Source organism: Delftia acidovorans NBRC 14950, assembly GCF_001598795.1.
Classification (GTDB): Bacteria; Pseudomonadota; Gammaproteobacteria; order Burkholderiales; family Burkholderiaceae_C; genus Comamonas; species Comamonas acidovorans.
Genome location: NZ_BCZP01000007.1, coordinates 1 through 24,627, shown reverse-complemented (window position 1 = coordinate 24,627; position 24,627 = coordinate 1). Strand labels below are relative to the sequence as shown.

Genomic DNA, 24,627 nt, shown 5'->3' with positions numbered 1-24,627 from the left:
GCTCGTGGATTTTTTGTATGAATCTGATCCGCCGCGATCATATTGCCTTCCACGGCCACGCTGGACGCTTGCCTGGCTGTCAGCCACGCGCCCACGAAAAAGCCCTGCAGTGCAGGGCTTGTGAAGCTTGTGAATGAGGCGAGAGGGCGCGCCTGGCTTACTTCTTCGCGTATTCGAACTTGGGCAGCGCCTTCAGCGCGTCCTTGGTGGCGCCGGGCAGGGTGATCTTGTTGTTTTCCACGCGGAACTGGTTCACGGGAATGGCCACGTCATGCTTGCCCATGCCCAGGAAGCCGCCCGCGCCGATGATGGCGTACGACACGGCCTTGTCGGGTGCGACGATCACATCGTCAATCTTGCCCACGGCCTTGCCTTCCTCGTTGTAGACGCTCTTGCCCAGCACGGACTTCTTCAGGCTCCAGCCGGTGGCCACGGCCTGGACTTCAGTGGCCGCCACGCCCAGCGTGGTGGTGCCCGCCACGGGCTGGGCCCAGCTGGTGGAGGCTGCACCTGCGATCAGTGCGGCGGCGATCAAACCCATCTTCAGCGTCTTGTGACCTGTCATAGAGAACTCCTGGAAAACAAAATTTGAAGCCCTCATTAGGAGTGCTGCCCAAGCGCACGGAGATCGGAAAAGCAAGCAAAGGCCTGTCAGCCAATCGAGCGGCGCGGCGAGGAGCCTGCCTACAAGCTCCCGCAACCGTGCGCTGGCGGGGTGCAGGTCTCCAATCAGATTGCGCTCAGATGCTCATACAGAATCACCGAGCCGATGCCGATCAGCAGCACACCGCCAACGGTCTCCGCCCAGCGGCCCGCAATGCTGCCCAGCAGGCGGCCGACCATGACGCCCAGGGTCACCATGGCAAAGGTGGCAAAGCCGATGGCCAGGGCCACGGTGGTGATGCTCACATCCAGGAAGGCCAGGCCCACGCCCACGGCCATGGCGTCGATGCTGGTGGCGAATCCGGTGGCCACCAGCAGCCAGAAGCCGTGCCGGGCGGGCTTGGCCTCTTCTTCGCCGTCAGCGGCCTGGAGGGCGCCCATCAGCATGCGGCCGCCCAGCACCAGCAGCAGCACGAAGGCAATCCAGTGGTCCCATGCCTTGACGTAGTCGGAAGCCGCATAGCCCAGCGCCCAGCCGACCAGCGGCGTCAGGGCTTCGATGATGCCGAAGATGGCGCCTGTGCGCAGGGCTTCGGACCAGCGGGGCTTGAGCAGGGCGGAGCCCTTGCCCACGGCAGCGGCAAAGGCGTCGGTGGACATGGCAAAGGCCAGGAGCAGGATGGATGCGGCGTTCATCTGGGAGGGGTTCTTCACGGCCGGGCAAGCGCACAACGGCACTTCACCGCCGCCCGACCTTGTGACCTGTGTCGCGGTGAAATGCCGATGGTCTCGCCAACCGAAGAACGGATGCCTGCGCCACAGCATGCAGGATGCCGAGTGTGTTGACGCAGGCGCTTGCAGGTTGCAAGCAGGCTACTCCCCAAGGGATGCGTGATTCTAGGAGCGCAGGGCTCGATCGGGGCCTATGCCCCCATCGGCATGCGGCTCTCTGGAAATGATTCGTATCTTCGTGGCTGCCCCTATTTTCCGTTGGCGTACCGATTGCGCTCTTCAACGAATTTCTTGATTTCCGACGCTTCAATGGGCCTGCTGAAATAGTAGCCCTGTATTTCATCGAAACCCAGGGAAACCAGTAAATCAAAGACTTCGGCGCTGTCAACGCCCTCTGCCACCAGGCGATAGCCAAGATCCGAGGCCATGGTCATGATGGATTTCAAGACGGACAGGGCCCGGTCATTGGTATCGATGTCGCAGACCATGGACCGGTCTATCTTCAATATCTCGGCAGGCAGATTCTTGAGCGATGCAAGATTGGAATATGCGGCGCCAAAATCATCCAGTGCAACCTTTATGCCGAGTTTCCTGATGTGTTGAAGCGCCTGAACCGTGCCCTGGCCTGTCAGTACATCGCTTTCTGTGCACTCGATCACGATGTTTTTCAGCGGAACGCCGTGCTGGTTGCACATGGCGTTCAGGTAGTCCGGAAAATCGACCTCATCCAGATTGCGCGGGGAGATGTTGATGGAGACCTGAAGATCGAGTTTCTCGGCTTTCCAGGCCGCCACCTGCGCCAGCGCCGTTTTGATCACGAACCGTGTCAGGCTGTGGATCAACGGCGTGGCTTCAACCAGGGGGATGAATTCGCTGGGCGGGATTTCTCCCATTTGTGGATGCTTCCAGCGTATGAGCGCCTCCAGCCCCTTGCAGCTGAAACTGTGGTTGTCGAATTTGGGTTGGTACACCAGCCGCAGCTGCCCATTGCCCAGCGCATGTCCGAAGTCCCGCAGGAGCCGATAGGACCTTTGCTGGAGACTGTCCTCATTCTCCTCATAGCGGTGAAATGATCGTGCGTTGTATCCGGCCTGCTGCACGCACACCATCGCCTTGCGGATGACATCGTCCACCTCGTGCTGGTTCAGGTAGAACCGCACCACGCCTGCCCTGGGTTGAAGTTCAAACCGCAGATCGGCGCTGGTGATGGGTTTTTGCAGGTATTCCAGCAATTGGTTGACCAATGCCTCCTCATCTTCTTGCCTGCCGGCGCTGATCACCCAGGCAAACCTGGCCAGGCCCACGTGGTAGACGGTTGCGTGCTGCCCCGTCATGTCCGTGACCGCCTTGGCAATGTCGCGCATGAGCTGCTCGACATAGTTCAAGCCCAGCGCATTGCTCATTTCTAGCAGGCTGGCGTGGTTGAGCACCTCCATCAATACCAGGCCGCGTGCCGCTCCCGGGGCCAGAATGCAAAGGCTCTTCAGGTCCAGCTTGAGTTGCGTGCGATTTGGCAGGCCCGTGACTTCGTTTGTTTTTCCAATTCTGTGATGGTAGTGAAGTTGAGCCTGAACGATGGCGGCCATGGCTTGCAGTTGCTGGCCTTGCTCTTCGGAGAATGTCCTGGGCTGGGTATCGATGATGCACAGGCTGCCGATGGCGTGGCCGGATTCCATTATCAAAGGCACACCTGCATAGAACCTGATATTGGGCTTGTGGGTGACCAGGGGATTTTCTGAAAATCTGCTGTCCAGGTGCGTATCGGGAATCACCATGATTCCTTCGTTTCTGATGGTGTGGTCACAGAAGGCATCCGTGCGCAGGCTGCCATCCATATCCACACCCACGGGGGCCTTGAACCATTGCCTGTGCTCGTCCAGAACCGTGATGATGGCAATTGGAGCCATGAACATGCGGCTGGTGAGCTGAGTGATGCGCTGAAATTCCTTTCTGGCGTTCAAGTCCAGGATTTCAGCGGTCTGCAGTCCGAGCAGTTGCTCTTTCTCGGATTCGGTAGTCCAACGGGTAAGCATCTATTTCCTGCCTCAGTGAACCCATACTATAAAACTGCCGCGCCTTTGGGGTCAAAGGGATTACTGAGCGTCCAGCAGCGGTAAAAGCTCCTGCAGTTTTTCCAGTGCGCCTGGGCCTTGAAGCTCGGAGATGGTGCCCAGCGGCTCCGTGTCTTCCACAATCACATAGGCCATGGACCACTTGGCAAAACGCCTTTGATCAAGGCGTGCCTGCGGAAACAGGGGCGTGAAGTTGATGTGTCTTTCATCGCGCGAGATGGACTCCACCAGCAGCGCCAGTTGCTCTGGCGGCCCTTCGACATACTGGAAGAATCGTTCACCGTCGAAAACCAGCATGCCCGTGATGCCGGCCGACCAGTTGAAGGTGCGCGCCGCCTTGATGATCGCCGCGATGCATGTGGTGTCAGCCCCTGGGGCCAACTGGCTGTGATAAAGGAAGCATTCGAGAGAATTTTCTTGCATACCCTCCCCCTTTCTGAGTTGTTGGGCGGCGATGGTATGCGTTGCGCGAGGGGTGTCACGTAGGTGCGCAACCCGTTGTTGCATATGTAACCATCCTGCTTGCACCCTGGGCCTGGGCGGCTGCGGGGCCCAACGACAACAAGCCCCCACAAGCGCTGGCGGGCAGGGCTTGCGGGGGCTTGTGCAAGAGGAGGACGGTGTTCCAGTCCTGGATTGACGTGGCCGGCCTTACAGGCGCGGCATCGCCCTCATTGCTGCTGCTTTTGCGGCAAGGGCTGGCCTATCTGGCGCTGGTTGGCCTTGGTCTGCTGCTGGGTGTAGTTGCCGTCGCTGATGGGCTGGCCCATCTGCATGGGGACATACGAACGGTGATGGGACCCCGCCATGGGAATGAGCTGCTTCATGGAGAGAACTCCTGATCCGGCGGGTGGCGGCTGGGGCCGATGTCGCCGGTCTTTAGGGGTTGCGGGAGGAATGCAGCAAGTGTGTGGCGCGCCGTGAAATCCGGGTGTAGGAAAGATCGGAAGCCGTGTAGTCAAGCCTGCGCAAACGCAAGAAAGCGCTGACCTGCACGAAGGGGCAGGGCACCCCTTGGCACAGATCAGCGCTGTACAGGCCGCGCCTTGTCCATCAGAACTTCAGGCTGTCACTGCCTTCCGCGCGCAGCGTCCTGGCGTCGAAGTCCACCGAGAAATGGTCGCTGGGCTTGCCCGATCCCAGGCCCTTGAGGATGGAGAACACCTGCTTGAAGCTGTACTGGAAGGGCTGGCCCACGGGCGTGTTGTCGGCCAGCTTGTCGCCCGTTTTCTGGGGCGCCGAGGTCAGGGCAGGGAAGGCGTTCATCAGCAGGCGGTACTGCTCCACGCGCTGCTTGCCCATGTCGTTCAGCGACAGGCCGCCCGCGTAGACGGTGCGGTGGAAGTCGCCGTAGAAGGTATAGGCCGACACCTTGGCCAGCGCGTTGAAGTCCACGCCCGCGGCCTGGGCCTTGGCGCGGGCGGCGTTCTCGGCCACGCTCCAGTCGGCGGCCCACTGCGCGGCATTGCCGGCCACGGGGCTGCCTTGCAGGCAGCCGGCGCTGGGCTTGAAGGGCACGGCAACGCCTTGCGCGGCCAGGCCGGCGAGCTGGGCGTAGGTGACCTTGGTGTCCAGCTGGGCCATGGTCAGCATCTGCTGCAGGTTGAGCTGGCTGACCAGGTCCTTCATGTCGCAGGCCCAGTACTCGTCCAGGAAGCGCAGGCGCGACAGCTCGCCGAAGTAGCGGCTGGTGAAGTCGCCATAGCTGGTGCTGGACAGAATGGCCTTGTCCCAGCGGCGCTTGGCGTCCTCGGGCTTGCTGCTGCCTTCCACGTACTTCCATTCCATCTCGTACAGCGGAAAGAGCTCGTTGAAGCGCGGCACGTTGTTCAGCGCCACGGTCTGCACGTCCACCTTGCGCGGCGTGTCGAAGCGCACGATCTTGTAGGCCGCGCCATAGACGGCCAGCGACGGCGACTGCACGTTCACCAGGTACTTGCCGCTCTTGCTCAGGTAGTCGTTGGTGCCGTTGAAGTGCATGTGGCCGCCGATGTGCAGCGGCAGGCCCGTGGCGGCCACCGCCTCGGCCGTGGCCTGCTCGGGCACGCGCGCCGTCTGGAAGGCGCCGGGCTTGAAGGCGGCCTTGATGGCGTCGGTCTGGTTGGCGTAGAAGTCCATGGTCGGGTAGTGCGAGAAGGCCACCAGCTGCTTGCCCTGGGCCTTGGCGCGCGCGCTCACCGATTCGATCCACGCCATCACGCTCTTCTTGTGCGTGGTCATCTTGTTCCAGCCCGCATTGCCGGCGCCGGTGAAGCCCTTGGGCGAGTTGGGCTTGGCGGGGTCCAGCTTGTCCGGCACGAAGACGTTGGCGTCCACCGACAGCAGCCACAGGCCCTTGACGGGCTCGACCAGGTAGCTCACATCGGCAATGCTGGTGCAATTGGTGTAGCCGGCCTGCTTGAACCTGCCGCCTTCGCCTTCCTTGCAGATCTCGTAGCTGCGCTGGCCCAGCTGGGCCTGTCTGGCCGCCTCGGCATAGCTGTACTTGTCCTGCGCGTAGGTGCTGTAGGGGGTCTCCCAGTACACGTCCTTCTCATTGGGCATCAGGCCGTAGGGGGCCAGGTCGCGCAGCAGCGAGGCATAGCCTTGCTCCATCAACTGGTCGGTACAGACCACGTTGGCTTCGGCGTTCAGGCAGCCCTGGTAGTTCTTGGCGTAGACCTTGACCGTGCTGCCGTTGGCGGCCATGAAGTCGTCCTTGCCCTTTTCGTCATCGTCGTAGGGGGCGACAGGGTCATGGTTGCCGGGCGCGATGAAAAAGCGCATGCCCTTTTTCTCGTACTCGGCCAGCACCGCGCGAAAGCCGTTCACGTTCAGCGGCTGGCCGTCGTCGGAGAAGTCGCCGGGAAAGGCCACCAGCTTCACGCCCTTGGCCAGCGAATCGTCCAGCGCGGCGCGGAAGGCGAAGTAGTTCTCGTTGAACAGCCGCGTGGAAGTCAGCTGCGCATACATGGTGCGGATGGTGGCGAACATGCCATTGGCCGTGGGCACGCCCTTGAAGCTGCTGTTCTTGAGGTCGCCGTACACATCCTGGAAGTGCACATCGGCCATGAAGGCCACGGCCTGGCTGTTCGTTCCCCCATCTGCCCTATCGCCATCGCTGCCACCACAACCCGCCAGGGCCAGCGCTGCGGCACCGGCCACCATTCCCAATTTCCAGACTTGCATTCTTCGTGTTGCGCGGGGCGCTCTGATTGACAAAGTCCGGCATTGTCTGCACCCCATGTTTCATGGGTGTGACAGGGCAACCCAACCAGGCGTGGTAGACGGCGTCCGACTTTTGCAGGGGGCGGGCGCGCGGCGGGCACGCTGATTGCTACGTATCCATGGCCTGCAACCACAGGCGGAGAGTGCCCATGAATTCCATGAATCACCCCTGGCTGAGGCTGGCCGATTCAACCCCCGCCCTCAGGCCCGGCAAATACACGGATTACCGCAGGTCGGCCGTCTTGCCGCAGCTGCGCAGAATCGGCGTGTTCCGCGCGCGCCGCTTTGGGGATCTGCTGTGCGCCACGCCCGTTCTGCGTGCATTGGCTGCGGCCTGGCCCAAGGCACGCATCACCCTGATCGGGCTGCCCGAGGCCGAAGGCCTGGCGCAAAGGCTGTCTTCGGTCGATGACTTCGAGCTGTTTCCCGGCTGGCCCGGTCTGCCGGGCGTGCCCTCGGCCAAGGCCGATGAATACAGCTTCTTCCAGCGCCGCATGCGTTCGCGCCGCTTTGACCTGGTGGTGCAACTGCACGACTCGGGCCGCAACACCAATGCCCTGGTCACCAACTTTGGCGCGCGCCGCAACGCGGGCTTTGCGGACCCAGATGACTGGGTGCCCGAGGCGGATGCGCTGCGCTTTGTGCCTTGGCCGGGGCAGGGCAGCGAAGTGCTGGGCCTGCTGGCCCTGACCGACTACATGGGCCTGCCGCGCCGCGGTCTCAAGCTGGACCTGCCGCTGAATGCCGATGACCGCGCCCGCGTCCGCCCGCTGCTGCCCGCAAGCCGCCGCTACGCCATCGTGCACCCGGGCGCGCGGCTGGCTGTGCGCCGCTGGTCCGCCAGCGGTTTTGCGGCCGTGGCCGACCGGCTGGTACAGGCGGGGCTGGAAGTGGTGCTCACCGGCAGCGAGGACGAGCGCGCCCTGGTGGCATCGGTGGCCGCGCAAATGCGCCACCCCGCGCTGGACCTGAGCGGCCGCACCGACATCTGGATGCTGGGCGCGGCGCTGGCATCGGCCAGCGTGGCCGTTTGCAACAACACCACCGTCTCCATGATGGCTGCTGCCCTGGGCACGCGCAGCGTGGTCGCCTCGCAAACCGGCGAAGTGGACCGGGGTCCGCCGCTGGACCCGCAGCGCCACCGGGTCTTCACCCCCGGCAACGATGCGCATGCCGCCGAACTGCTGGCGCAAGCAGCGCTGGCGCTGGCCGATGAAGAGCTGGCGTGAGGCATCCCGGGCCAGGCCCGTCACCGGTCAAGGTGGGCAGCAGGCTGCAGGCGAGGTGCCCGTCCAGGGCCAGGGCACCCTCGGCGCCCTCAGTGCGGTCGCCCGGGCGCAAGCGGGACCAGTTCCATCCGGTCCCGTCCCTTGCGCTTGGACGTGTAGAGGGCTTCGTCGGCCTGCTTGAGCCAGTGGGACAGCTCCACCCCGGGCTGGTCGAACAAGGTGGCACCGATGCTCAGCGACACCGGTTCCGGCGTCTCGAACAGGGTGCGCGCCTGCTGCGCGAAGGCCTCGCGCAAGTCCTGGCCCAGCGCCTGCGCTGCCGCGTGGTCGACGCTGCGCAGCACGATCACGAACTCGTCCCCGCCCAGCCGTGCGGCCAGTGCGCCGCGCGGCAGCGCGCTGCGGATGAGGTCGCTCAGGGTCAGCAGCAGGCGGTCGCCCGCATCGTGGCCGTGCAGGTCGTTGACCTGCTTGAAGTGGTCGATATCGATCAGCAGCAGGGCGCAGGGGCTGGCCGGTGAGGCCTGCTCCAGCAGCTGGGGTGCGCGCAGATAGAGCGCGCGGCGGTTGTCCAGGGCGGTGAGCGGGTCGCGGGCGGCGATCTGCGCGATGCGTTCCTCGCGGCGATGGCGCTCCGTGCCGGTCATGGACATGGCGAGCAGCATGATCGCCATCACGCCTTCCACCAGCGAGACCAGGATCACCGTGCCGTGGAAATTGGCCAGGTTGATGAAGGTGTCCAGCGCCACGGCCGAGGCGGCCTTGGCGAAATAGAACAGGCCGTGGGCCAGCAGAACGAAGCGCAGCTGCGCCGCGCCCACGCCCAGCGTGCCGCCGTGCGGACGCAGCAGCAGGCCGGCGCGCAGGCTGATGACGGCGATCAGCAGCGACTGGATGCCCAGCATTGCCCTGGACCACCACGGTCCGCTGGGCATGAACAGCATTGCCAGCCAGACGACGGCCACCAGCCACCACAGGCGCGGCAGCCGGGTGTGCGTGAACGCGGCAACGCCGGCCAGGAACAGCCAGTGCGCGCAGATCAGCAAGCCGTTGGGAAACCAGATGCCCAGCAGCACATGGCCGCTGGAGCGCAGCAGGGCCAGCACACAGCCCACGGCGATGATGGCAAACCCCCCGCTCCACAGCAGCAGCGAGCGTTCGCGCACGCTGCCCCATTCCGCAGCCAGATACAGCGCCGAGGCGGCGGCCATGGCCGTGGTGAGAACGAGCAGGGTGAAGGGATCGAGAACCATGGACGATGAAGATATCGGCGCAGGCAGGCCCCGTGCAATAGCTGCCAGGCAAGGAGCAATGCGGCGCAGGTCGGGGCCGTCGCATTGAAATGGAGCGGAGCGCGCGGGCCGAATTGTCGCAGGATGCGGGCCTTCAGGCCCTTGCTGCGCGGCAGTCCGTTGGGTGGAAGTCACGGATCGGGCGGCCCGTGAACGGGAGCCCGTTGCCTGATTTTCGGCCTGATTTCCGTGATGCAGCCGCCGTGGCGCTGGTCAGCACGGATGCGGCTGGAGTCTTGAGCAGCCCGCCACAGCGGAGCACCAAGGGTGCGGTGACCGGGAAGCCGGCTGTCAGATCGCCGCTGCGTGCAGGCGGGTATTGAAAAGCGGCCCTTGCGTGAAGGCGGCCAGACGCTTGGCCAGCCACAGCACGGCCAGGTCCACCAGGGGCTCCACCAGCACCACGCACATGTAGGCGGCACCAAAGCTTGCGACTTCGGTCATGGTGGCCAGGCTGGCGCCATGGCCGTAGATTGCCCAGAAGGCGACCCACAGCACGATGCCGCCCTGGTAGGTGGTGGACAGGGCCAGGGCCTGCCGGTAGCTGATGTCCACATAGGCCGTGCCGGCCGGAATCAGCCGGCGCGCCAGCTGGCTCACCGCATACAGCGGCACCAGCAAGGTGGTGACGTTCATGCCGTACTGCGGCAGGTCGAAGGGTGCAAAGAACAGGCCCTGGACCAGCAGGCCGCACGCCAGGCCAATGGCCGCAGCACCCGCGCCGAACATCAGCAGCAAGGTCGAGCCCAGAATCAGATGGACCTCGGATACGCCGACCGGCTCATGCGGAAACACCTCGAAGAAGCTGAACACCAGCGCGGTGGTGATCACACTGCGCACCAGCAGCGCGAGCGCGCCGCCGTTGTCGCGCAGGCTTTGCCGTGCCAGGGCGGCGGTCAGGCCGAAGGCCGCTGCGGCAGTGACGTAACTGAGGGCGATTTTCTCGGGGCTGACGACGCCGGGTTCGATGTGCATGGGAGGTCCTGAACAGGCAAGGTCCGTTGGAGAGCCGGCGGGCACCGACTGCGCAACGGCAAAGGCACCGAGCATAGCCGGGGACGGTGTGCTGCGCCATGTTCATTTCACGCTGTGGCCACGCTGTAGTCACGCTGCCGCACTTCGGATAGCCATCGGTTTCACGCGCTGGCTCTCACGCCGGGCTTTCGGCCGCTTTTTCGCATGACCAGGAATCGCTGTGCTGTTCCGAGCAGATCTCCCGTACGCACCCGCGCAGCCACCGGTGCGCCGGATCGGCATGCAGCCTCGGGTGCCACAGGAGTGAGACCGTAATCTCCGGCACAGGGACGGGGAGGGGGAAGCTGTGCATTCCGGCACGCAGGTTCCCCGTGTGCCGTTCGGGAACACTGGCGATCAGGTCGGAGGCCCGGGCCAAGGCCAGCGCCGCTGAAAAGCCGCCAACGATCGCAACGATCTGCCGTTGCAGGTCGAGAGAACTCAAGGCTTCATCGATGGGCCCCTTGTCCTGCCCTCGCCGGGACACCAGGATATGCCTGCCGGCCGCATAGCGCGAGGGCGTGATCTCGCCCTGGCTCAGCGGGTGCCCCATTCGCACGACGCCAATGAAACGGTCTCGGAACAACGCCTGCGCACGCACCTCCGGACCTATCGTGCTCCCGACAACGCCGGTCTCCAGATCGACCGTGCCGTCGCGAAGCGGGCCGCTCCCTTTGTTTGACTTCTGCACAAAGCAAAGGCGAACGCCAGGCGCTTGCTCGCCGACGCGGGCAATCAGGTCCGGTCCGAAATTCTCCACAAAGCCTTCGCTGGTCCGCAGTGTGAACGTTCGGACCAGCTGCTGGAGGTTGGGCTGCTCGGCAGGGCGCAAAACCGCTTCCGTGTCCTGCACGAGCTGGCTGACCCGCTCGCGGAGTTCGAGCGCCCGAGGTGTGGGAACGAGGCCGCGCCCGGCCCGGACCAGCAGTGGATCGCCCGTCGTCTCCCGCAAACGCGCCAACGCCCGGCTCATCGCTGACGGGCTCAGCCGCAACCGTTGGGCGGCGCGCGCCACGTTGCCTTCCGCAAGCAGCACATCCAGGGTGACAAGCAGGTTGAGATCGGGTCTTGACATGGATTGACCGTAGCACGGCGTGTGGTGACATGGCGCCAGACGCATGAATAAAGTGAAAGTGGTGCGCCTTCCGCCATGCCGGGCAGGGAACTACGCTTCCGATAGCTCAATTTCGGGAGTCGCCAACGATGAAAATCACACCAGAATCAGTCACGACAGCAAGAGATGGGATAGCCGCTGACAGTGCAGCGCGGACGCCTTCGATTCGGTGGGTGCTTGCCAGCCTTTCGCTATCCATGTTGCTGTCATCGCTGGGCACCAGCATCGCCAATGTGGGGTTGCCGACCTTGGCTCAGGCGTTCGGCGCCTCTTTCCAGCAGGTCCAGTGGGTCGTCCTTGCCTATCTGCTGGCCATCACCGCCCTGATCGTCAGCGTCGGACGGCTCGGTGACGTCATGGGCCGCCGACGGCTGCTGCTGGTCGGCATCTTCCTGTTCACGCTGGCCTCGGTCCTTTGCGGCCTGGCGCCCACGCTCCGGCTGCTGATTGCCGCCCGGGCGGTGCAGGGTCTTGGCGCGGCCATCATGATGGCCCTCACCATGGCGTTTGTCGCTGGGGCGGTGCCGAAGGAAAGGACCGGCAGCGCCATGGGACTGCTCGGAACGATGTCCGCAATGGGCACCGCTCTCGGTCCATCGCTGGGCGGCGTTCTGATCGCCGGACTCGGTTGGCAGGCGATCTTTCTCATCAACGTACCGCTGGGTATCGTGGCATGGGTTCTCGCGCACCGTTACCTGCCCGCCGATTGCCGGGGGGAGAAGACGGGGCGGGCCCGCTTCGACAATCTGGGCACCTTGCTGCTGGCTGTGACGCTTGTGGCGTACGCACTGGCCATGACGCTGGGGCGCGGAAGTTTCGGTCCGCTCAACGGGGCTCTTGTGTTGACCACTGCCTTGGGTGCCGTGCTCTTCGTGCTTGCCGAGGCGAAAGCCGCATCGCCCTTGATTCGATTGGCGATGTTCCGTGATCCAGGCTTCAGCGCAAGCCTTGCCATGAATGCGCTCGTCTCGACGGTGATGATGTCGACGCTGGTGGTGGGGCCGTTCTACCTCGCCCGTGCGCTCGGGCTCAACGAAGCCATTGTTGGCATCGTGATGGCGGTGGGCCCGTTGATCGCCATATTGAGCGGTGTCCCCTCTGGCCGTGCCGTCGATTGTTGGGGCGCGCCATCCATGGCCATCGTCGGGCTCATCGCCATGGCGGCGGGTGCATTTGCACTGTCCGTGCTTGCGGCGATGTTCGGCGTGGCGGGATACGTTGCTGCCATCGTCGTCCTGACCCCTGGATATCAGCTCTTCCAGGCGGCCAACAACACCGCCGTCATGGCGAATGTCCATCCAGACCAGCGCGGCGTCATCTCGGGCATGCTCAGCTTGTCACGCAACCTCGGGCTCATCACCGGGGCATCCATGATGGGGACCGTTTTCGCGCTCGCTTCGAAGTCGCCCGACATCGCAACGGCGCATCCCGAGGCCATTGCCAACGCGATGCGGATCACGTTCGCAGTCACGGCCGTTCTGATCGTCGTTGCCCTGGCCATGGCAATGGCAGTTGCAAGCCGTGCTCTCGCGACAAGCCGTTCGTGACGAGGCTCAGTGCACCGGCCGGCTCAGCTGCCTGCTCGCCCTCGATATCGCGTAGTTCACCAGGCAGTACAGCACCGCCACCACCAGGTACACGGGCACCAGCGCGTGGTAGTTGGCGATGAGCACCTTGGCGTTCTGCATGAGCTCGCCATAGGTGACGATGTAGCCGAAGGTGGTGTCCTTGACCACGATGACCAGCTGCGCGACCAGGGCCGGGACGATGTAGCGCAGGGCCTGCGGGAAGACGACGAACCGGAAGACCTGGACCTCGGTCAGCCCCAGGCTTCGCGCGGCATCGGTCTGGCCGCGAGGGACGGCCAGCACGCCTGCGCGATAGACCTCGGCCACCACGGCGGCAGTGCTCAGGCCTATGGGCAGGGTCAGCATCCAGTACGTGCCGAGCTTGATGCCGGCTGCGGGAAGCACCAGAAAGCACACGTAGATGAGCAGCAGCGTGGGCGTGCCGCGCAGGAATTCGATGACGGCGATGCTGGGCCAGCGCACGATGCGGGGCCGCGCCAGGCGCCCCGCCAGCAGCACCAGCCCAAGGCTCAGCGCAATGACGGCGGCCATGGCCGAGGATGCCAGCGTGCCGAGCAGGCCCTTGGCCAGAAAGGCCCAGGTGGTGGGCCAGGCGAAGAATTCCCAGAACCGGGCCTCGAGCTGGCCTGCGGAATGAAAACGCCACACGACGCCCGCAGCCAGCGCAATCAGCCCGGCCGCGGCGATCAGGCTGACCACCTGCGTGATCTTCCTGGCCTGCGGGCTGGGCGCGCCAAACAGAATGTCTTCCAGAGAACGGCTCATCGCAGTATCCGCAGCTTCTTTTCCAGGATGGCGCCCACCCAGGCAATGAGCAATCCGGTGGCCACGTACAAAGCAGCAGCCACCGCGAACGCTGCCATGCCGGCGGCGGAGTCGTTGGCGATCTTGGACACGAGCGCCGTGAGCTCCCGGCCCGCAAGCGGCACCTGGGACGCCAGCGAGGTAGACAGCATCAGCGCAATGAGCAGCGACGTCATCGGCTGCACCACCGAGCGCAGCGCCTGCGGCAGCACCACGGCCGAGATGATCTGCATGGGCCGCATGCCCAGGCTGAGCGCGGCCTCGATCTGGCTGCCGGCAATGGTGTTGATGCCCGCGCGCAGATAGTCGGCCGTGAACGCGGAGCAGACCAGGGTCAGGGCCAGGATCACGCTGGGCTCATAGTCGATCACGACATTGAGATCGGGCAGCGCGAACACGATGAAGATCAGCAGCGCCACGCTGGGAATGTTGCGGAAGATCTCGACGTAGGCGGTCAGCACGAAGCGCAGCGGCGGCAGCGGAAGAAGCCTGAGCACCGTGACGACCACGCCCAGCAGGAAGCCGGGCAGGAACGAGAAGGCGGTGAGCTTCCAGGTCAGCAAGAGGGCCTGCCAGAAGGCAGGCCCGTGGTCGGCGAGGAGCCGGGAGATGTCACCCATCGTTCAGGGCAGGGCGGGCGGCGTGGGAACGGCCGTGCTGCCGGTGCGCTGTCCGATGGAGACGGTCCACAGCTTGGCCCAGGTGCCATCGGCTTCGATTTTCTTCAGGAAGGCGTTGATGAAGGCCACGCCGTCCGAGCCCTTGGGCAGGCCGATGCCGTAGGAATCCTGGGCGCCAAAGGGCGCGCCCGCCAGCCGCGCGTCGCCGGTGCCCAGGCTCAGGGTGTTGAGCAGCAGGGTGTAGTCGGTCACATAGGCGTCCACACGGCCCTGGCGCAGGGAGTCCAGCGCTTCCTGGTGGGTCTGGAACTCCTGCACGACCGCCTTGGGCGCGTGCTGCGCCAGGATGGCGGGGCCCGTGGAGCCGGCCTGCGTGGCCACCTTCTTGCCTGCCAGATCGCTGTACGACTGCACGGTCTTGTTGCTTGCCTTGACCAGCACTCCGGCCTGCGAGGTGTAGTAGGGGCCGGCAAACGAGATCTTCTCGGCGCGTGCGGGGGTGATGGAGTAGGTGGCGATCACCATGTCCGCCTGGTTGTTGATGAGCACCTGCTCGCGCGTGGACGAGGTCACCTGTGCGAACTGGTACTTGGACGCATCGCCCAGGATGTAGCGCGTGAGCAGCTGGGCCAGGCCTGCGTCGAAGCCGCGGATCTTGCCGTCCTTCTCGTTGAGCAGGGAGAACAGATTGGAGGTCTGGGTGCTGCCCAGGCGCAGCGTGCCGGTCTGCTTGATCTTGCTGGCCCAGGTGCTCGATGCAATGGTCGCGGCGTCGGCGACGGGGCCTTGCGCCACCAGGGCGTCAAACGCCGCTGTGTTCAGGGGCGCGCCCTGCGCAAAAAGCGATCCACTGCCCACGATCGCCAGCGTCACCACGGTGGATTTCAGAATGGATTTGATGGGCATGTGGTCTTCCTGCTTGGTCTGTGATGTAAATCTGGGGATGGCTGCCAGGGGCAAGGGCCGATTATGGCGACTCGCGGCCCTTGCTGCCGCACAAGGGCTCAGTCCCTGGTCATGCGCCGGTCACGCGCCGGTCACGTGCTGGCCATGCGCCGACCGGGCGCGATGGTGGGGGCTGCGGCATTGAGCGTCTCGATCGCATAGCCGGCCGCTGCCTTGTAGCGGGCCATGAAGCCCTCGCGCTCCTCGCGCGGCAGCACCTCGTCGATATGGTCGAAGACGCCGCCGCAGCGCTCGTCCACCAGTCCCAGCAGGCCGAAGGGGCCGGCCCCGCGGTTGCGCAGCACCAGGGCCGAGATGTCCTTGCACAGCCTGTCGTCATAGGCGCGCAGCGCCTGCGGACCCACGCCGTGGTCCAGCAGCTGCGCGCCCAGCACGCGCGCGTCCACGATGGCCTGGCTGGCGCCGTTGGAGCCCACCGGGTACATTACGTGCGCCGCATCGCCCAGCAAGGCCACGCGGCCGTCCACCCAGGTGGGCACGGGGTCGCGGTCGATCATGGGGTACTCGAAGACATCCGTGGCGCCGCGCAGCATGGCCGGCACGTCCAGCCAGCCGTAGTCCCAGCCGTCGAAGTGGTGGATGAATTCCTCCAGCGCCACGCGCCGGTTCCAGTCGCCTTGCTGCCAGCCGCCGTCGTTGTCCACCGTGATCTCGGCGATCCAGTTGATGGTGGCCAGGCCCGTGACGGGGTCCGGCGGCGTGATGGGGTACAGCACCACGCGATGGCGCAGCGAGCCCACGCCCACGAAGGACGCACCGGTGCGCACCGGCACGCCCGGCGTGGTGCCGCGCCACATGATGGCGCCGCCCCACTGGATGGGCGGCTGCGCGGGGTGCATCTGCGCGCGCACGGCCGAGTGCAGGCCATCGGCCGCCACCAGCAGCGAGCCCTGCACCTCCAGCCGCTGGCCATCGCGGGTGTCGATGAGCGCGGTCACGCCCTCGGCATCCTGCCGGTAGCCCACCACGCGCCGGCCCAGCTGCACGGCACCCTCGCCCAGGCGCTCCCGCACGGCGTTGAACAGCATCATCTGCAACTGCCCGCGGTGCACCGCGTACTGCGGCCAGTGGTAGCCCGCCTGCAGCCCGCGCGGCTCGGCATACACCTCGTTGCCGTTGCGGCCCACCAGCGCCCATTCCCGCGCCTGCAGGCCGATGGTGTCCAGCACATCGTTGCCGAAGCCCAGGTCATGCAGTTCCCGCACCGCGTTCGGCTGCAGGTTGATGCCCACGCCCAGCGGCTGCAACTGCGCCACCGACTCGAACACGATGCAGGGCACGCCGATCTGGTGCAGCGTGAGGGCAGTGGCCATGCCACCGATGCCGCCGCCGGCAATGAGCACGGGGCGGGATGGATTGTTGTGTGAAGCAGCAGCAGACATCCCGGGATTGTCCATGCAATGGCTGCGGGCGGATGTCCCATCTGCGGCGCGTGCATGGGGCAAACAATGTATGATGACCATCATGCGAAACACAAATTCCAGCGCCCGGGCTTCCGCCAAGGAGGCCACGCATGAGCGCATCGTCTCCGTGGCAGCGCGTGCCATCCGCCGCAGCGGCTATGGCGGCACCGGGGTGGCGGACATCATGAAGGCGGCGGGCCTGACGCACGGCGCCTTCTACGCCCATTTCGCCTCGCGCGATGCCATGCTGGCCGAAGCGGCGGGCAAGGCCTGCGCCGAGTCCTGCGCCGCTGTCGCCGACGTGGTGGCCAAGGCGCCGCCCGGCATGGTGCTGCAGGCCATGCTGGCCGCCTATCTTTCCAAGGAACATGTCCAGCGCGCCGAGGTGGGCTGCCCCCTGGCGGCCCTGGGCTCCGAGACCTCGCGCCAGGCGCCGGAGGTGCGCCGCGTGGCCACGGGCCACATCAAGGAAATGGTCGATCTCATCGCCCGCCAATCGCCGGACTGGGGACAGCCCGGCGCCCATGAGCGCGCGCTCGTCACCTTGTCCACCATGGTCGGCAGCCTGCTGCTGGCACGGGCAGTGGACGATCCGGCCCTGTCCGACAGCCTGCGCGAAGCAGCACTCAAGCACCTGACGCCGGCCAGCCAGTGATGGCGCATGCCCTGTGCATATGCCTGGATTTTTTTCGCCATTACATATGATGATCATCATATAAAGGAAGACCATGAAGGCATTTGTTCTGGAAAGCTATGGAGCGAACCGCGCCTTGCAGTTGGCAGAGGTGCCCGAGCCGCAGCTGCGTGACGATGAAGTCCTGGTCCAGGTCCATGCCGCAGGCGTGAACCAGCTGGACTCCAAGATCAGGGACGGGCAATTCAAGCTCATCCTGCCCTATCGCCTGCCCCTGATCCTGGGCCACGACGTGGCCGGCGTGGTGGTCAAGGCCGGCCCGAGCGTGCGGCAGTTCAAGCCGGGCGACGAGGTCTATGCACGCACGGACGATTTCCGGATCGGTACGTTCGCGGAGTTCGTGCCGGTCAAGGAGTCGTCGCTGGCGCCAAAACCCAAGGGGCTCACGATGGAAGAGGCCGCCTCCATCCCCCTGGTGGGCCTGACGGCCTGGCAGGCCCTGGTGGAGACGGCGAAGCTGTCGAAGGGGCAAAGGGTCTTCATCCAGGCCGGCTCCGGCGGCGTGGGCACGTTCGCCATCCAGCTGGCCAGGCACCTGGGCGCCACTGTGGCCACCACCACGAGCGCGGCCAACTTCGAGCTGGTCAGGAGCCTGGGTGCGGATGTCGTCATCGACTACCGCACGCAGGACTTCGAGAACGTCCTGCACGACTACGACGTGGTGCTCAACAGCCAGGACGGCAAGACGCTTGGCAAATCCCTGCGCGTGCTCAAGGGCGGCGCGAAGCTGGTCTCCATCTCCGGCCCGCCCGATCCCGCATTTGGCAGAAACATCGCGGCGCCCGCATTCGTGCGGCTGGTGATGCGGCTGCTCAGCTCCGGCATCAGGCGCCGGGCGCGAGGCCGTGGCATTGACTACTCCTTTCTCTTCATGCGGGCCAACGGCGCCCAGCTGCGCGAGATCACCCGCCTCATCGAAGCGGGCGCCATCCGCCCGGTCGTGGACAAGGTCTTCGCATTCGAGTCCACCAACGAGGCCCTTGCCTATGCCGAAGCCGGCCATGCCAAGGGCAAGGTCGTCATCAAGATCCGTTGAATCTGTTTTCCCCCACCCCTGGAGTGCTCCATGAAAATTGAAAACGCTGTTGTTCTCGTCACCGGTGCCAATCGCGGCATCGGCCTGGCTTTCGCGCGCGAGCTGCTCGCCCGTGGCGCCCGCAAGGTCTACGCCGGCGCGCGCGACCCCGCCACCGTCACCCAGCCCGGCGTGCATGCCCTGCAGCTGGACGTGAACCGCCCGCAGGACGTGGCCGCCGCCGCCGCGCTGGCGTCGGACGTCACGCTGGTGATCAACAACGCCGGCATCGCCCAGCCCGGCGGCTTCATGGCGCCCGACAGCGAAGAGGTCGCCAGGCGCATCTTCGAGACCAACTTCTTCGCCGTGCTGCGCATGAGCCAGGCCTTCGCGCCGGTTCTCAAGGCCAACGGCGGCGGGGCCTTGCTCAATGTGCTGTCGGTGGCCTCCTGGGTGAACGGTGGGGAACTGGCCGCCTATTCGGCCAGCAAATCTGCCGCCTGGTCGCTCACCAACGCCCTGCGCAGCGAGCTTGCAGGGCAGAAGACACAGGTGCTGGGCCTGCACATGGCCTATGTCGACACCGACCTCACGCGCGGGCTTGAAGCGCCGAAGTCCAGCCCCGAGGACATCGTCAGCCGCGCGCTGGACGGACTGGAGGCCGGGCTCGATGAAGTGCTGGCCGACGAGCTCACCCAGCAGGTCAAGCGCGGCATGACGGCGGCCCGGCCGAGCTATCTGCCACAGGGCGCCTGAGATCGGACCGTGCCCGCTTGCCTGCGCTTTTCGGCAACCGGGCACGGCGGTCAGCCATGGGTGCCCATCTGCATGGGGTGGCGTGGGTTGGCATGGGCTGGCACGATCGGTCAGCGCCGGCTGGTCTATATTTCCATATTTGTTGAAATATCGTATGATTTGCCCATGGATGAATCTGAAGTCGTCGAATCCCTGGCCGCGCTTGCCCACCCCTTGCGCCTGCGCATCTTCCGCGCGCTCGTCGTGGCCGGGCCCGAGGGGCTGACGCCGGGCGTCATGGCAGAAAGCCTGGGCGCCGCCAACACCACGCTGTCTTTCCATCTCAAGGAACTGACCCGCTCGGGCCTGGTGACGCAGGAGCGGGCCAGCCGCAACCTGGTGTACCGCGCCGCCTATGAGCGCATGAACGGCCTGCTTGGCTTCCTGACGCAGAACTGCTGTGCAGGCGCGGCATGCGAGGTGGCCGACATGTCCTGCAAGTCCTGCTGACGCTGCTCCCCCGGTTTCCCCGCCCCGAACACTTCCTGCCATGACTACCGACAAACCCCTGAACGTCCTGTTTCTGTGCACGCACAACTCTGCCCGGAGCATCCTGGCGGAAGGCCTTCTGAATCACCTCGGCGGCGGGCGCTTCAAGGCCTACTCCGCAGGCAGCAGCCCCCGCGACAACCAGCAGCCCCATCCGATGGCGATTGCGGCGCTGGAGCAGGCGGGCGTGTGCACCGAAGGCCTGCGCAGCAAAAGCTGGGATGAGTTCGGCGCGCCTGATGCGCCCCCTATGGATCTGGTCATCACTGTCTGCGACAGCGCCGCTGGCGAGGCATGCCCCTATTGGCCGGGCCAGCCCGCCACCGCGCACTGGGGCTACGCGGACCCGTCGCAGGCCGAAGGAAGCGACGAAGGCCGGCAGGCCGCATTCCGCCAGACCCTGCTGGCCATGCGGCAGCGCCTGGAGCGGCTCGTCAACCTGCCGCCATCGTCCCTGGCCAGGCACGCGCTGCAGCAGTCTGCCCGCGACCTGGCCCGTGGCTGAAGCCTGCCACTGACACCTGCTACCGACACCTGCCACCGTCACCCGGCACCGACACCGCTGCGGCCCCCGCTGCCGCCTGCACATCCTCGAAGAAAACAGCACATGCTTGCGGCCCTCCTGATCTTTGCAGCCACCCTTGTCCTTGTCATCTGGCAGCCCGCAGGCCTGGGCATCGGCTGGAGCGCGTCGCTCGGCGCCATCGTGGCACTGGCCCTGGGGGTGGTGCACTGGGCCGATGTCGCCGTCGTCTGGGGCATCGTCTGGAACGCAACCGCCACCTTCGTGGCGGTCATCATCATCAGCCTGCTGCTGGACGAGGCCGGGTTCTTCGCTTGGGCTGCACTGCACGTGGCCCGCTGGGGCCGCGCAAGCGGCAGGCGCCTGTTTGCCTTCATCGTGCTGCTGGGCGCCGTGGTGTCAGCGGTCTTTGCCAACGATGGCGCCGCGCTCATCCTGACGCCCATCGTGATGGCCATGCTGGTGGCCCTGGGCTTTTCTGCCGCAAGCACCCTGGCATTCGTCATGGCGGCAGGGTTCATCGCGGACACGGCCAGCCTGCCGCTGGTGGTCTCCAACCTGGTCAACATCGTCTCGGCGGACTTCTTCGGCATCGGCTTCAACGACTATGCATCGGTCATGGTGCCGGTGAACCTGGTTGCCGTGGCCGCCAGCCTGGGCGTGCTGTTCCTGTTCTTCCGCAAGGATCTGCCCCGCACCTATGCCTTGGAGCGCCTGCAGCCGCCATCGGCCGCCATCCGGGACCTGGCCACCTTCCGCGCAGGCTGGGCCGTGCTGGCGCTGTTGATGCTGGGCTTCTTCGGGCTGGAGCCGCTGGGCGTTCCCGTCAGCGCCGTGGCCGCGGCCTGTGCGCTGCTCTTGCTGGCCGTCGCCGCCCATGGCCGGGTCATCAGCGCAGGCCGGGTCCTGAAGGGCGCGCCATGGCAGATCGTCGTGTTCTCGCTGGGCATGTACCTGGTGGTCTACGGACTGCGCAACGCAGGGCTGACCGGCGCCCTGGCCAGAGTGCTGGAAGTATTTGCGGGCGGCGGCGTGTGGGGCGCCGCAATAGGCACCGGCTTTCTGTCGGCGGGCCTGTCTTCCGTGATGAACAACATGCCCACGGTGCTGGTGGGCGCCCTGTCCATCGAGCACTCCGGGGCCACGGGGCTGGTGAAGGAAGCCATGGTCTATGCCAATGTGATCGGCTGTGACCTCGGCCCCAAGATCACGCCCATCGGCAGCCTGGCCACCTTGCTCTGGCTCCATGTGCTGGCCCGCAAGGGCATGACGATTGGCTGGGGCTACTACCTGCGCGTCGGCATCGTCCTGACCCTTCCGGTCCTTGCCATCACGCTGGTCGCGCTTGCGCTGCGGCTGAGTGTGGGCTGAGTGTGGTCTGAACGTGGGCTGAACGCCGGCCGGCCGGCGCGCAGGCGCATCAGCTGCTGCCGTCCTGCGCAGGCATCGGCACATTGGCGCGGCGTTCAAACAGGTGGGCCATTGCCATTGCCTTTGCCGCCGCCTCGGCCGCTTCAGCGCGGCGCATCTCGGCCGGATCGTCAAACCCGCAGCCCATGGCCTGGGCCTCGGTGCCGGCGTAGTCGGCCAGCGTCTCGGCGCTGTCGCGGATGCTTTGCAGGGCGCGTGCCACCACGTCCAGGTGCCGGTGGCCCTTGGGGGTCTCCAGCCAGGCCAGAGCCAGCTGGGCGATGGCGGAGATTTCTGCACAGCCTTGCTGCACGAGATGGTCCACCTGGGTGAGCGCATTGGACAGTTGCCGCGTGGTGTGGCTGTCCGTGGTGGGGGAGGGCTGGGTGGGGTTCATGCCATGTCCCTCCGCAGTTGGCCGGGCACAAAGGGCTGGCATGAGCGAGGGGCTGCGCCAAAAGACGGCGCGCAGGCGAGAGAAACGGCGTTCATTGTTCCGTGCTCCATTGCGGATCGAAGCCACAGGCCATTGCATCTGCATTGACTGATGGATTCGGTGTACCAAGCCTCGCTTTCGGAGAGGCTGTGCCGCTATACGACGGATGTTTTGAAGCATCAGCCCCGGGACAGGGGGCCGGGGCGGATGATAGCGCGGGAGGGGGAGGGGAACGCCCCTTTTTTGGGGGGGGTGAGGCTTGCGAAACGTCCAGTCAAGCGCGGCACGAACGCACAGTCAAGCCGCCAGGGCTGCGCGCCCGCAAGATGGCCGGCAGTGCGCATCCACCCGTGCCACACGCTTCCATAAACATGGCTTTCAGCGCTTGATACACAAGCGCTGAAAGCATTTTTCATGGCCGATCGCGGCTGGGTGGAACACAGCTCCACCCACCCACCGCATCGCCATGAAAACCCTTGCCCTTCGAATTGCCATGCTGCTGCTGACGGCGGCGGCTTCAGTGTCTGCTGGTGCAGTCACGGTATTCGACAACCTGGCAGCCGCCAATGACCCGTGGCTCATCCAGCACAACTCCAGCTACCACACCAACCTGTGGGTGGCCAACCGGATCCCGATTGGCAGCCAGTCGCTGCGCATCACGCAGGTGAAGATGAATCTCACCCAGATCGACCAGTTCGAGCTGCAAGTGTGCGCAACCGACGCCAGCGCCGCCACGCCGTTCGCGGACATGACGGCCTGCACCCCCTTCATCGCCGACGCGGCCACGCCAGGCATGCGCGTGTTCACGGGCGACCGCATCGTGGCGGCGGGCGACTTTGCCTGGGTGGTGGTGCGCAGCATCGGCCAGACCATGATCCGCCGCCAGATCACCACGGCCACCAACGACGGGCTGACCTGGTATTCGGGCGCGAGCCACAACCCAGCCTGGGTGGCCGAGCCGCAGACCTCCATCGGCATGACGGTCGAGGCCGGTTCCGTGCAGCTCGATGGCGTGTGCGGCAGTGCCAGCAGCACCACGCCTCGCCGCTATCCGCCAGACGCCTTGCTGTGCAGCGTGGGCACGACCAGCGGCGTGATGGGCGATACCTACTCCTTCTCCTGGGTGTGCCAGAGCAGCTACGGCGGCAACCCTTCGCCGCAATGCTCCGTGCCTCGCGCCTACCTCGTTACCTCCCAGGCCACGGGCGGCGGCAGCATCGAGGCGGGGCGCGATGTAGCGGCGGGGCAGCAGGCCAGCTTCACGCTCACCACGCCACCGGGCTATACGGTGCAGGTCAGCGGCTGCGGCGGATCGCTTGCGGGCAACACCTACACCACTGCGACCATTACCGGCAATTGCACCATCAGCGCCACCTTCGCCCCGCCGCCCACCAACGGCGCGTGTGGCAGCACGGCGCCTTCGCTCACCTTGCCAACCCTCTTGTGCAGCGCCGGTTCGGCCACCAACCAGTCTGCCGCGGCCGATGCCTTCCGCTGGAATTGCGCGGGCATCAGCGGCGGCACCACGGCCGCTTGCCTGGCACCGCGCCAATACATGGTGACAGTCAACACGGATGCGGGCATCGCCAGCGCACAGTGCACCCCGAACCCAGTGACCCATGGCTCCAGCGCCACCTGCGCGGCCACGGTGCACGACCCTGTCGCCCGCCCCTTCAGCGGCTGGGGCGGCGCATGCAGCGGCACGGGAGCTTGCCAGCCCGTGGTTCTCGGGACTACCACCGTCTCTGCCAACACGACGCTCATCACCTACGCCATCACCACCTCTGCCACCACGGGCGGGAGCATGTCGTGCACGCCCAATCCCGTGCCCCACGGCCAGGCCGCTGGCTGCACTGCCACGCCGCAAACGGGCTTTCAGTTCACCGGCTGGACGGGCGATTGCGCGGGCACGGGTGCATGCCAGTTCACCAACGTGACCAGCGCGCACAGCGTGGGAGCCACCTTCGCGCCCATTACCTACGCCATTGCCTCCCCCGCAATCACCGGCGGCAGCGTGAACTGCACGCCCAACCCCGTGCCCCATGGGCAAGACACGATCTGCGTCGCCTCGCCCGCGATGGGCTACCACTTCACCCATTGGTCGGGCGATTGCTCGGGCACTGCCAGCGCGTGCATTCTCTACAACGTGACCAGCCCGCGCAGCGTGGGTGCCACATTTGTACTCAACACCTATTCCATCGGCATCGTCCCCGCCCCGGCCAACGGCACAGTCACCTGCACGCCCAACCCCGTCACCCACGGCCAGGATGCAAGCTGCACCGCCACGCCCGATGCGGGTTACCACTTCACCAGTTGGTCGGGCGATTGCGCGGGCACGGGTGCATGCCAGTTCACCAGCGTGACCGCGTCGCGCACCGTCTCGGCCACCTTCACGCCCAACACCCACTCCATCGCCACCCCCGCCGCCGTCAACGGCACGGTCACCTGCGCACCCAACCCCGTCACCCACGGCCAGGACGCAAGCTGCACCGCCACGCCTGATGCGGGTTACCACTTCACCAGTTGGTCAGGCGATTGCGCGGGCACAGGTGCATGCCAGCTCACCAACGTGACCAGCCCGCGCAGCGTGGGTGCCACCTTCGCGCTGAACACCTATCCC

Annotated in this window: 23 protein-coding genes and 1 riboswitch; of the genes, 9 read left to right on the top strand and 14 right to left on the bottom strand. The window is 65.5% G+C overall.

The genetic code is table 11. The features are described 5' to 3' along the window. Positions 1–157: 157 nt before the first annotated feature. From DA1_RS10585 to DA1_RS10565, 6 genes are all read right to left on the bottom strand, one after another. Positions 158–565: a PRC-barrel domain-containing protein gene (locus tag DA1_RS10585; RefSeq protein ID WP_034395775.1), complete on the bottom strand. Its 408-nt coding sequence runs from the start codon at positions 563–565 to the stop codon at positions 158–160. 164 nt (positions 566–729) lie between these two features. Next, positions 730–1,299 carry a manganese efflux pump MntP gene (mntP, locus tag DA1_RS10580; protein WP_034395779.1) on the bottom strand — a complete coding sequence of 190 codons (570 nt, stop codon included), beginning with the start codon at positions 1,297–1,299 and terminating at the stop codon, positions 730–732. Positions 1,300–1,318: 19 nt separating this feature from the next. Further along, a riboswitch (yybP-ykoY riboswitch) is annotated at positions 1,319–1,497 on the bottom strand. An 86-nt stretch (positions 1,498–1,583) separates the two neighbouring features. Continuing rightward, a complete protein-coding gene (locus tag DA1_RS10575; protein WP_034395782.1) occupies positions 1,584–3,368 on the bottom strand; it encodes a putative bifunctional diguanylate cyclase/phosphodiesterase in 1,785 nt (594 codons plus the stop codon). 60 nt (positions 3,369–3,428) lie between these two features. Continuing rightward, positions 3,429–3,830, bottom strand: coding sequence for a BLUF domain-containing protein (locus tag DA1_RS10570; protein WP_034395786.1), 402 nt, complete (start codon positions 3,828–3,830; stop codon positions 3,429–3,431). Positions 3,831–4,078: 248 nt separating this feature from the next. Next, positions 4,079–4,234: a hypothetical protein gene (locus tag DA1_RS31050; RefSeq protein WP_012206197.1), complete on the bottom strand. Its 156-nt coding sequence runs from the start codon at positions 4,232–4,234 to the stop codon at positions 4,079–4,081. 226 nt (positions 4,235–4,460) lie between these two features. Beyond that, positions 4,461–6,575: a metallophosphoesterase family protein gene (locus tag DA1_RS10565; protein WP_034395789.1), complete on the bottom strand. Its 2,115-nt coding sequence runs from the start codon at positions 6,573–6,575 to the stop codon at positions 4,461–4,463. Positions 6,576–6,763: 188 nt separating this feature from the next. Between DA1_RS10565 and DA1_RS10560 the strand changes: the two genes are divergently transcribed. Beyond that, complete coding sequence (locus DA1_RS10560; RefSeq protein ID WP_034395792.1) at positions 6,764–7,843, top strand: glycosyltransferase family 9 protein; 1,080 nt, start codon at positions 6,764–6,766, stop codon at positions 7,841–7,843. An 89-nt stretch (positions 7,844–7,932) separates the two neighbouring features. On the opposite strand, the gene DA1_RS10555 is transcribed toward DA1_RS10560, so the two are convergent. From DA1_RS10555 to DA1_RS10545, 3 genes are all read right to left on the bottom strand, one after another. Beyond that, positions 7,933–9,096: a GGDEF domain-containing protein gene (locus DA1_RS10555; RefSeq protein ID WP_034395795.1), complete on the bottom strand. Its 1,164-nt coding sequence runs from the start codon at positions 9,094–9,096 to the stop codon at positions 7,933–7,935. A gap of 330 nt (positions 9,097–9,426) precedes the next feature. Next, positions 9,427–10,110 carry an energy-coupling factor ABC transporter permease gene (locus tag DA1_RS10550; RefSeq protein ID WP_034395797.1) on the bottom strand — a complete coding sequence of 228 codons (684 nt, stop codon included), beginning with the start codon at positions 10,108–10,110 and terminating at the stop codon, positions 9,427–9,429. 175 nt (positions 10,111–10,285) lie between these two features. Next, positions 10,286–11,224 carry a LysR family transcriptional regulator gene (locus tag DA1_RS10545; protein ID WP_034395799.1) on the bottom strand — a complete coding sequence of 313 codons (939 nt, stop codon included), beginning with the start codon at positions 11,222–11,224 and terminating at the stop codon, positions 10,286–10,288. A 128-nt stretch (positions 11,225–11,352) separates the two neighbouring features. Between DA1_RS10545 and DA1_RS10540 the strand changes: the two genes are divergently transcribed. Beyond that, a complete protein-coding gene (locus tag DA1_RS10540) occupies positions 11,353–12,810 on the top strand; it encodes an MFS transporter (protein ID WP_034395801.1) in 1,458 nt (485 codons plus the stop codon). A gap of 6 nt (positions 12,811–12,816) precedes the next feature. Here the strand turns inward: DA1_RS10540 and DA1_RS10535 are convergent, their stop codons facing one another. The 4 genes from DA1_RS10535 to DA1_RS10520 form a co-directional block, all read right to left on the bottom strand. Beyond that, on the bottom strand, positions 12,817–13,617 hold the full coding sequence (locus DA1_RS10535) for an amino acid ABC transporter permease (protein ID WP_034395804.1): 801 nt from the start codon (positions 13,615–13,617) through the stop codon (positions 12,817–12,819). After that, positions 13,614–14,276, bottom strand: coding sequence for an amino acid ABC transporter permease (locus DA1_RS10530; RefSeq protein ID WP_034395807.1), 663 nt, complete (start codon positions 14,274–14,276; stop codon positions 13,614–13,616). Before DA1_RS10530 ends, DA1_RS10535 begins: the two co-directional genes overlap by 4 nt. 3 nt (positions 14,277–14,279) lie before the next feature. Then, a complete protein-coding gene (locus tag DA1_RS10525) occupies positions 14,280–15,182 on the bottom strand; it encodes a glutamate ABC transporter substrate-binding protein (protein ID WP_013801878.1) in 903 nt (300 codons plus the stop codon). Between the two features lie 131 nt (positions 15,183–15,313). Continuing rightward, a complete protein-coding gene (locus DA1_RS10520; RefSeq protein WP_034398818.1) occupies positions 15,314–16,624 on the bottom strand; it encodes a flavin-dependent oxidoreductase in 1,311 nt (436 codons plus the stop codon). Positions 16,625–16,694: 70 nt separating this feature from the next. On the opposite strand from DA1_RS10520, the gene DA1_RS10515 reads away from it, so the two are divergent. The 6 genes from DA1_RS10515 (at position 16,695) to DA1_RS10490 (ending at position 21,532) form a co-directional block, all read left to right on the top strand. Beyond that, on the top strand, positions 16,695–17,300 hold the full coding sequence (locus DA1_RS10515; RefSeq protein WP_034395810.1) for a TetR/AcrR family transcriptional regulator: 606 nt from the start codon (positions 16,695–16,697) through the stop codon (positions 17,298–17,300). 73 nt (positions 17,301–17,373) lie between these two features. Continuing rightward, the gene (locus DA1_RS10510; RefSeq protein WP_034395813.1) at positions 17,374–18,375 is read left to right on the top strand and encodes an NADP-dependent oxidoreductase; all 1,002 of its coding nucleotides are present in this window, start codon (positions 17,374–17,376) and stop codon (positions 18,373–18,375) included. Between the two features lie 30 nt (positions 18,376–18,405). Next, positions 18,406–19,110 carry an SDR family oxidoreductase gene (locus DA1_RS10505; protein WP_034395816.1) on the top strand — a complete coding sequence of 235 codons (705 nt, stop codon included), beginning with the start codon at positions 18,406–18,408 and terminating at the stop codon, positions 19,108–19,110. 165 nt (positions 19,111–19,275) lie between these two features. Further along, complete coding sequence (locus tag DA1_RS10500) at positions 19,276–19,599, top strand: ArsR/SmtB family transcription factor (protein ID WP_012206185.1); 324 nt, start codon at positions 19,276–19,278, stop codon at positions 19,597–19,599. 40 nt (positions 19,600–19,639) lie between these two features. Further along, entirely contained in the window at positions 19,640–20,143 is a 504-nt protein-coding gene (locus tag DA1_RS10495; RefSeq protein ID WP_034395819.1) for an arsenate reductase ArsC, read from the top strand. Between the two features lie 102 nt (positions 20,144–20,245). Continuing rightward, a complete protein-coding gene (locus tag DA1_RS10490; RefSeq protein WP_034395822.1) occupies positions 20,246–21,532 on the top strand; it encodes an arsenic transporter in 1,287 nt (428 codons plus the stop codon). Positions 21,533–21,581: 49 nt separating this feature from the next. Here DA1_RS10490 and DA1_RS10485 read toward each other — a convergent pair whose 3' ends face one another. Next, the gene (locus DA1_RS10485; RefSeq protein ID WP_034395824.1) at positions 21,582–21,968 is read right to left on the bottom strand and encodes a hypothetical protein; all 387 of its coding nucleotides are present in this window, start codon (positions 21,966–21,968) and stop codon (positions 21,582–21,584) included. A 505-nt stretch (positions 21,969–22,473) separates the two neighbouring features. On the opposite strand from DA1_RS10485, the gene DA1_RS10480 reads away from it, so the two are divergent. Further along, the coding region (locus DA1_RS10480; protein WP_444979538.1) for an InlB B-repeat-containing protein at positions 22,474–24,627 on the top strand (2,154 nt) is incomplete at its 3' end.